Annotated in this window: 11 protein-coding genes; 4 read left to right on the top strand and 7 right to left on the bottom strand. The window is 69.6% G+C overall.

All coding sequences use genetic code 11. The features are described 5' to 3' along the window. Positions 1–459: acyl-CoA dehydrogenase family protein (locus tag DMB66_RS57045; RefSeq protein WP_148112911.1), on the bottom strand; the 459-nt coding region annotated here is incomplete at its 3' end. A gap of 262 nt (positions 460–721) precedes the next feature. On the opposite strand from DMB66_RS57045, the gene DMB66_RS57040 reads away from it, so the two are divergent. Further along, positions 722–922 carry a hypothetical protein gene (locus tag DMB66_RS57040; protein WP_125812338.1) on the top strand — a complete coding sequence of 67 codons (201 nt, stop codon included), beginning with the start codon at positions 722–724 and terminating at the stop codon, positions 920–922. On the opposite strand, the gene DMB66_RS57035 is transcribed toward DMB66_RS57040, so the two are convergent. Then, on the bottom strand, positions 919–2046 hold the full coding sequence (locus DMB66_RS57035) for a PP2C family protein-serine/threonine phosphatase (protein WP_125812337.1): 1128 nt from the start codon (positions 2044–2046) through the stop codon (positions 919–921). The two genes, DMB66_RS57040 and DMB66_RS57035, sit on opposite strands and share 4 nt — an antisense overlap. Before the next feature lie 101 nt (positions 2047–2147). Between DMB66_RS57035 and DMB66_RS57030 the strand changes: the two genes are divergently transcribed. The 3 genes from DMB66_RS57030 (at position 2148) to DMB66_RS57020 (ending at position 4041) form a co-directional block, all read left to right on the top strand. Further along, positions 2148–2696, top strand: a complete 549-nt coding sequence (locus DMB66_RS57030) for a phosphoribosyltransferase family protein (RefSeq protein ID WP_125812336.1) — start codon at positions 2148–2150, stop codon at positions 2694–2696. 65 nt (positions 2697–2761) lie between these two features. Beyond that, entirely contained in the window at positions 2762–3067 is a 306-nt protein-coding gene (locus tag DMB66_RS57025) for an SCO4225 family membrane protein (protein WP_125812335.1), read from the top strand. A 41-nt stretch (positions 3068–3108) separates the two neighbouring features. Further along, positions 3109–4041 (top strand): phosphotransferase family protein, encoded by a 933-nt coding sequence (locus DMB66_RS57020; RefSeq protein ID WP_125812334.1) that lies wholly within the window; start codon positions 3109–3111, stop codon positions 4039–4041. Here DMB66_RS57020 and DMB66_RS57015 read toward each other — a convergent pair. The 5 genes from DMB66_RS57015 to DMB66_RS56995 all read right to left on the bottom strand — a co-directional run. After that, a complete protein-coding gene (locus tag DMB66_RS57015; protein ID WP_199753248.1) occupies positions 4038–4319 on the bottom strand; it encodes a YciI family protein in 282 nt (93 codons plus the stop codon). The genes DMB66_RS57020 and DMB66_RS57015 overlap by 4 nt on opposite strands. An 82-nt stretch (positions 4320–4401) precedes the next feature. After that, positions 4402–4986 carry a hypothetical protein gene (locus tag DMB66_RS57010; protein ID WP_233625569.1) on the bottom strand — a complete coding sequence of 195 codons (585 nt, stop codon included), beginning with the start codon at positions 4984–4986 and terminating at the stop codon, positions 4402–4404. Between the two features lie 32 nt (positions 4987–5018). Further along, positions 5019–5573 (bottom strand): hypothetical protein, encoded by a 555-nt coding sequence (locus DMB66_RS57005; RefSeq protein WP_125812331.1) that lies wholly within the window; start codon positions 5571–5573, stop codon positions 5019–5021. Then, positions 5570–6247 (bottom strand): hypothetical protein, encoded by a 678-nt coding sequence (locus DMB66_RS57000; RefSeq protein ID WP_125812330.1) that lies wholly within the window; start codon positions 6245–6247, stop codon positions 5570–5572. The genes DMB66_RS57005 and DMB66_RS57000 overlap by 4 nt, the downstream gene beginning before the upstream one ends. Positions 6248–6399: 152 nt before the next feature. Beyond that, positions 6400–7504 (bottom strand): calcium-binding protein (locus DMB66_RS56995; protein ID WP_370321389.1); only part of this gene is annotated, 1105 nt, incomplete at its 5' end.

The following is a 7504-nucleotide window of genomic DNA, read 5'->3' as shown; positions in this document are numbered from 1 at the left end:
GAAGAGCCGCGCCCACCTCTTCTGCTCCTCGGTGCCCTCGACCTGCACGACGTGCGCGAAGGACGGACCGGAGGAATACATCCAGACCGGGGCGTTGGATCCCAGGATCTGCTCGGCGATCGCCCACCACAGCGCCCGCGGGGCGAGCGTGCCGCCGAGGGATTCCGGCAGGTCAAGGCGCCAGAACTCGGACGCCATGAACGCCGCGTACGACTTCTTGAAGGCCTCGGGCAGATCCGCGGTGTTGGTCACCGGGTCGAAACGCGGCGGATTACGGTCGGCCTCGGTGTAGCTGGCCGCGAGGTCCTCGCGAGCCAGGCGGTTGACCTCCGCGAGCACGTCGCGTGCGGTCTCGGCATCGATGCCGTCGAACGGCGCCTGGCCGAAAGCACGATCCGCCCCGAAGACCTCGAAGAGGTTGAACTCGAGGTCACGCAGGTTGCTCTTGTAGTGACTCATGTTGTTCTTGGCCCCGCTCTCCCGGACGCGAGTTACCCGTCAGTAACCAACACTGTATTACCCACTGGTAGGGACCGACAAGTCCGCTTCGATCATTTGCTGTCCGTCGGGTTGGGGGTCAAACGTCTCCGATCGGGTGGGAACCGAGACAACCGTTCGGTCATTTGCAAGTCGCCGCGCCGTTCGGACGTATCGACGGGCGAAGCGCGTCGTTGCTCCGGTTGTACGCGACGCACCGTACGCCCGACCCGGGGAGGTCAGCATGTTCGCCACGATCAAGAGTCTGATTCCGGAACCGCGCCAGGCCGACCAGCCGCGCCACTACGTGGGACGGCACCGCCAACCGGAGACGATCGCCGCGCGGGCCACGGTCGCGGTGATCCCCGGGCCCGCACGCGCGCCCGAGGCCGGATCGTCGGAGGCCGCGCCCACCCCGGCCGAACCAGACCGGCGCGAGGACTAGCTCCCGGCGGCGCCGACCTCCCAGCTCGGCATGCCCACCGGCGCGCTGCCGTCCGGGCCGCCGTACTCGAGCAGCACCAGGGCGATGTCGTCCTCCAACTGCCCGTGCACCCAGTCCACCAGGGCGGTCTCCAGCGACGCCAGCCCGTCCCCGACCGTTCCGTGACCGAGCAGCCGCCAGGCCCGGTCGGCGGTCGGGAAGAACTCACCGTCCCGGCGCGCCTCGCCCAGGCCGTCGGTGAACAGCAGCAGCCGGTCGCCCGGCTCCAACCGCTCCACCCGGGGCCGCGCCACCGGCATGAACCCGAGCGGCGGCGCCGGCGCCGGCGGATCCAGCGCGATGACCTGCCCGCGCCGCAGCAGCAGGGGCGCCGGATGTCCACAGTTGACGATGGTCAGGGTGCCACCGCGCTCCTCGACCAGCGCGGCGGTCACGAAGTCTTCGTCGCCCACGCTGCGGGCCACGGCCCGGTCCAGGTCCGTGACGATCGCCCGCAGGTCGGCACGCTCGAACGCCACATGCCGGTACGAGCCCAGCACGATGCTCGCCAGCCGTACCGCGTCCAGGCCCTTGCCCCGCACATCGCCGATGATGATCCGTACCCCGTACGGGGTGTCCAGGGCCTCGTAGAGGTCTCCACCGATGTCCGCCGCGGCGGACGCCGAGATGTAGCGGCCCGCCACCGCGAGGTTGCCGACCTGCGGGCCCAGCGGGCGCAGCACCGCCTGCTGGGCGACCGCCGCCAGCCGCAGCAACTCGACGATGCGGCCGTCCTTGCGCTGCCGGATGGTCGCGACCGCGGCGGCGATGCCGGTGGCCAGCATGATTCCGGCGACGTTGACCATGCCGACGGTGCCGTAGGTGCCGTCCGTCCCCGCGAGCACCACCCCGACGATCACGGAGACCGCGCCGGCGACGACCACGGTCTGCCAGTAGGCGAAGACGGCGGCCAGGAACGGCACGGTGGCGTACAGCCCGACGAAGTTGCCCTGGAAGCCGTCGGCGACCTCCACGGCCGACACGACGAGGAGCAGCACGAGGGCCGCGCCGAGGCCGGCGCGGGATCCTGGGCTGAGCGAGCGACGGCCCGCCGGGAGAATTGGCATGGTTACGCCGAACAGCATGCCTGATCGACGTGGGCGGCTGCATCAACTTGACCCCTAGTCTGAGCGGGTTCTGCCCACTCGGCGCCGGCCGACCGGAGCCGCGATGACACCATCAGACTGTGGCTTCCGATCTGCGAGACCGGCTTCGCGCCGGATTCCGTTGGACCGACCCCGGTCCGGACACCGATCTGCTCGTCAGCGACCGATCTGGCTGGTGGCGCGACCCGTTCGTGCTCGACGGCCTCGGGCCGGGCCTCGCGGCACTTTTTCCGGACGCCACGCCGACGGTCGTCGTCTCGCCGGAGGTGACCGGCTTCCTCGTCGGCCCGCTCGTGGCGCGCGCGCTCGGGGTCGGCTTCGTCGAGGCATACCGGGCCGGCGCGCGGCTGCCGATCGCGGAACCGATGACCTGGGCGGAGGTGCCCACCGATCATCGTGGCGACGGCCAGCGGCTGGGCGTGCGCACCCGGCTGATCGACCGATCCGACCGGGTCCTGCTGGTCGACGACTGGGCGGCCACCGGTGCCCAGGCCCGCGGCCTCGGCGCGCTGGTCGCGGCCCTGGGGGCAACCCTGATCGGTACGGCGGTCATCGTCGACGAGTGCCACCCGGCGGTCGCCGCGGAACTCGGCATCCGCGGACTGCTCACCGGCGACGATCTGAGCTGAGCACCGGCACCGGCTGAGTAGCGCTACTCAGGAGCGCGCCCGGCCGTCTCACCACGATGGACCGCATGACCACCTTCTTCCTCGGCACCTGGGCAACCCGCGTCTACCTGTTCGCCGTTGCGGTCACCGCGGTCATCCTGCTCGGCGGAAACCTCGCCACCGGAAGCCACGAGCCGTCCTCGGCCGCGGTCTACCTGATCGGCCTCACCGCGCCGGTCTCGATAATCTTCGCGCCGATCTTCCTGCTCGGTGACGGCTGGCTGAGCGTCGCGATGCTCTGGCTGAGCGTGGCGGCCGGAGTCCTGCTCAACACCCTGCTGATCAACACGATCATGGGCGAGGTCGGCCGGCTCCGCTCGCACCGCGCGTAACTCGGTACCCCACCGCCCGCCGGTGCGGAAAGGTGGGCCGGATGCGCACATTCGTCAGCGAAGCAGACCTGCACGACCTCGTCCGCGCCACGTACGGCGCGGACCGCCGGCTCCGCGAGCTGACCCGGCTCCCCGGCGGCACCACCAAGGGCGTCTACCGCCTCACCCTGGACGACGGGTCGACCGTCCTGCTGTACCGCTGGACGGCCGACGAGAACTTCTGGCCGGCACAGACCGGACTCAGCGTCGGCCCGTTCGACGCCGACACCGGACGTGACGGGTTCGTCCGGGCCTACGCGGTGCTGCGGGGCCTGGGCGTGCGCGTACCGGAGATCGTGGCCATGGGCCCGGACCACGCCCTGGTCGAAGAGGTCCGTGGCGGCTCGCTCGAGACGCTGCTGGAACGCGATGCGGTCGCCGGCCGCGAGGCCCTCGGCCGGCTCGGCGAGATGCTGCGCACAATGCACAGCCACACCGCTGACTCGTTCGGCTTCCCCGGTGCGACCCCGGCAGGCTTCGCCCTGCAACGCGGCCTGAACTCCCTGTCGGCAGCGGCGGCGCGCGAACCGCGGATCGCCGCGGAGCAAACCCGGCTGGCGGACGAACTGCACACGCGCTACGCCGCGGTGCGACCCCGATCGGGGTACGGCTTCATCCACGGCGAGATCGGCGCCGACCACGTCCTGATCGGCCCCGCCGGCGAGCCGGTCCTGATCGACATCGAGGGCTCGATGTTCTTCGACGTGGAGTGGGAGCACGCGTTCCTGGAGCTGCGTTTCGGCCCGCTCTACCCGGCGCTGCGCACGGTCCCGCTGGACCCGGCCCGGCTCGCGCACTACCGGCTCGTGCATTACCTGTCGCTGGTCGCCGGGCCGCTGCAGATCATCGAGGGCGACTTTCCCAACGTCGCCGGGATGCGGTCGATCGCCGAGGACAACACGCGGCGTGCCCTCGGCGAGATCGCTACGGCCTAAGCGTTCGGGCTCTTCCAGTCGGCGAGGACGCCGCGGGTGGGCTGCCAGCCCGTCGCGGCGTATTCGGCCAGGCCCTGGCGCACGTACGGGTCGTCGGTCAGCAGCTCGTGCGCCCGAGCCTCGGTCTCGACGTCGAGCAGCAGAACGCCGCCGGCCGGCGGGGTCTGGCGCCCGGCGGAGACGAGCACACCGGCCCGTTCCAGCTCGTCGACGAAGGCGAGATGCGCGGCCCGAGCCTCGTCGACCTGGTCGATCGGCGCGAGATAGGTCGAGATCATCAGGTACACGGCGGTGTCCTCTCAGCCACGGAAAGCTCAGGCCAATCGTACGGCCGGCCCGGGCTCACCCAGCGGCGGCCGGTCAGGACTCCGCCGGCACTCCGGCCTCGAGTTGGCCGATCACCGGGGCGAGCAGCTCGTTGAGCTCTCGTACGAGCACGGTGACGGCCCTGCGCGCCGCGAGCGCAACGGAGCTGTCAGGGCCTGCCGGAGCCGGAGGCAGATCATCGAGCGGAACCGGGCCCTCGACTTGCAGGAGCGCTCGCAGATGCGGGCTACGAGTCAGATCCTGCTCCGACGGCATCGTGTACTGGCCGAACAACTGCGGCCAGTCCCGCCAGCCACGATCGCGCTGCCACTGCCTGGTCCAGGTGAGTTCGGCCGGCCATCGTGAGATCACGGTGACCGCGAAGATCATGCTCCCGTCCCACGGGCTCGGCGTGCAGGTGGCGGTGACGATCCGCCGGTGCCAGCGGACGTAGCCGGGTGACAGCTCGGTCGCCAGCCGCCACGCTATCGCTGCGAAGGAGACCGGCGCGATGTCGCCCCACGAGTCGGCGAAGTCGTCGACACGCGCGAGCACCTCGGCGTCGTAGCGACTGCGACCGCCGCTGCCATGCTCACGGTCGAAGCTCTCGTCGAGCCAGAAGGCGCGTTCCTCAGGCATGTTCCTCACCTCACCATGGGTTGCCGGCATGCTCAAGGTGCCAGGTCGGGAACCAGCCGGGCCGCCGCGGGTATGGCGATCACCAGTTCCCGCAACGGCGACGGGAGCTGATGTGCGACGGTCAGCCGGTCGCCCTTCCAGACCGCCACCTGAGTTCCGTCCCCCAAGCCGATCGTTCGAATGCCCTCGCCGGGGACGATCCTGAGGAGCACGTTGCCGACCTTGTCCCGTACCGACCAGGCCCGGTATCCGGGCAGGAGTCCACTCAGGAATCTGCTGCGCAGAACCTCACCCACCGTCCCGGACAGCAGACCGAGATGGCCGATGGTCTTGCCGTTGAGATCTCGTACGTCGCACATGCCCTGGCTGCCGCGCAACGTCAGCAACGGCTTCCCGTCGGCGTCCTCGATCCGCATGATGGCCAAGCCGCCGACGGTGGGGCGCCGGGCGTAGAGCAGCCGGTGCCAAGGCTCCTTCTCGGGCAGCGTCCCCGAGGTGAGGATGACCTTGCCGAGGAACGACCCGTCGAGCGTCCGGTAGATCGACTTGGCACAGATCAGCTCGGTTTGACGGAACAGGTCGGTCACGGCCGCTCCCAAATGTATTCGCCGAGCGGCCCCGACCAACTGGAGAAGGCGGTCGGGCTGATCGCCTTGACCGCCATCGGCGTGGCGATCACCAGTTCGCGCAGCGGGGACGCCAGCTCCCGCTCGAAGGTCAGCCGCTCGTCCGTCCAGACCGCGACCTGGGTGCCGTCGACGGTGGTGATCGTCCGGATGTCGCCCCCGACCCGGATGTTGGCCGAGTTCCTGCGCCCGTACTTGATCTCGTTGGTCTGGATCTCCAGGACGACGTCGCCGTCCGGGTTGCGAACCGCCCAGGCCCGGAAGAAGTTCTGCCATTGGATATTCCGGTCGAGCAGGCTCGAGGTCCAGGTGTCGGTGACGAGCTGGTCGTCGTGCTCGAACCTGCCCAGCGTCTTGAAGTCGGCGTCCCGCACCTCGCAAACGGAGTCGCTCGCACCGCGCAACGTCAGCAGCGATCGGCCGGAAACGTCTTCGACCCGCAGCGCGACCGGGCCCCCCACGTCGATGGGCGGCGTGATCAACCGCTTGAAGAAGTTGCCCCGCTTGCGCTTCCTGGCGACCATCCCGTCCATCCGGACGATGCGCGCGAGCAAGGTCCCGTCAGGAGCGCTGTAGGTCGCCTCCGGCGCGATGAGGTCCGCGAAGATCAACTCGTTGCTTTCGAGGAGGTCCATTGCCAGGTAGGGTCCCCCATCCACAGCCCGGGTGCGTCAAACCCAGGGTTGAAGTAGCGGGTAAACCTGCGTGGTACCTGTCCACCGAGGCGATCGCCGACGTTTGGGTAACGGGTGGAACCGAGCGCCCCGGTGCAGGGGCACCCGGTTACCTACTCGCAGTTGACCTTCGTGCTCGCGGCGCCGGCGTAGCAGGTGTCGCCGTACTCGCCGACGTGGGCGCCGCCGTCGACCGTGTCGGTTTCGGTGTCGGACTCGCCGGTGATCGAACTTCCGGTGCCGCGGAGGTTGTCGTCGCCGGCCTCGCCGAAGAGCCGGTCGTTGCCGGGTCCGCCGATCAGCCAGTCGTTGCCCGGTCCGCCGTAGGCCAGGTCGTTGTCGAGCTCGCCCTCGACCCAGTCGTTGCCGGGGCCGGCGTAGACCCTGTCGTTGCCGGACTCGCCGTACACGAAGTCGTTGCCGTCGCCGCCGTACACGAGGTCGTTGCCGCTGCCCGAGTGGATGTAATCGTTGCCGGCGTCGCCGTAGATCGTGTTGCCCAGGTTGCCCCCCGCGGAGAGCGCATCGTTGCCCGCGCCGCCACGGATGACGTCCTTGCCGCCCCAGCCAACGATGTAGTTGGCCCCGGCGTTGCCGGTGAGGGTGTCGTTGCCGGAGCCACCCCAGAGGTTCTCGACGTCGGTGGCGATGGTGTCCTTCTCGCCCTTCTCGCCGTCGTTGGCCTTGCCGTCGAGGTTGGCGGTCACGGACTTGGTGCGGTTCCAGTAGATGGCGTGGTCGTTGCCGGCGCCACCGCCCAGGTAGTCGGCGCCGGCCAGGCCGTCGAGCTCGTCGTTGCCGCTGCCGCCGTAAAGCTTGTCGTTGCCGGTGCCGCCGTAGAGGTCGTCGTTGCCGGCCCCGCCGTAAACCTTGTCGTTACCGGTGCTGCCGTTGAGCACCGCGTCGCGGGCGCTGCCACCGACGATGATGTCGTCGCCGCTGCCGCCGTTGGCGGTCATCGGGATGCCGGTCTTGTTGGTGATGACGTCGTTCTTGTTTCCGGTGCTGACGGTGACGAGCGCGGGGTTCGACGTGGTCGTGCACTTCACCCGGGTCTTGTCGCTGCCGACCCGCTTACAGCCCCTGCCGGGCTTGATCGTCACCTTGTCGTCGATGACGACGACCCGGCCAGAGCGGGTCACCGTGATCGCGTTGGCCTGACCTGACCCGGCGGCAAAGGTCACCTTGGTGGCACTGGCCACCGCCGCGACCCCAGTG

The sequence above is a fragment of the Actinoplanes sp. ATCC 53533 genome (genome assembly GCF_003947245.1).
Note: the sequence above shows the minus strand (reverse complement) of the source record. Positions and strands in the feature narration are given on the sequence as shown.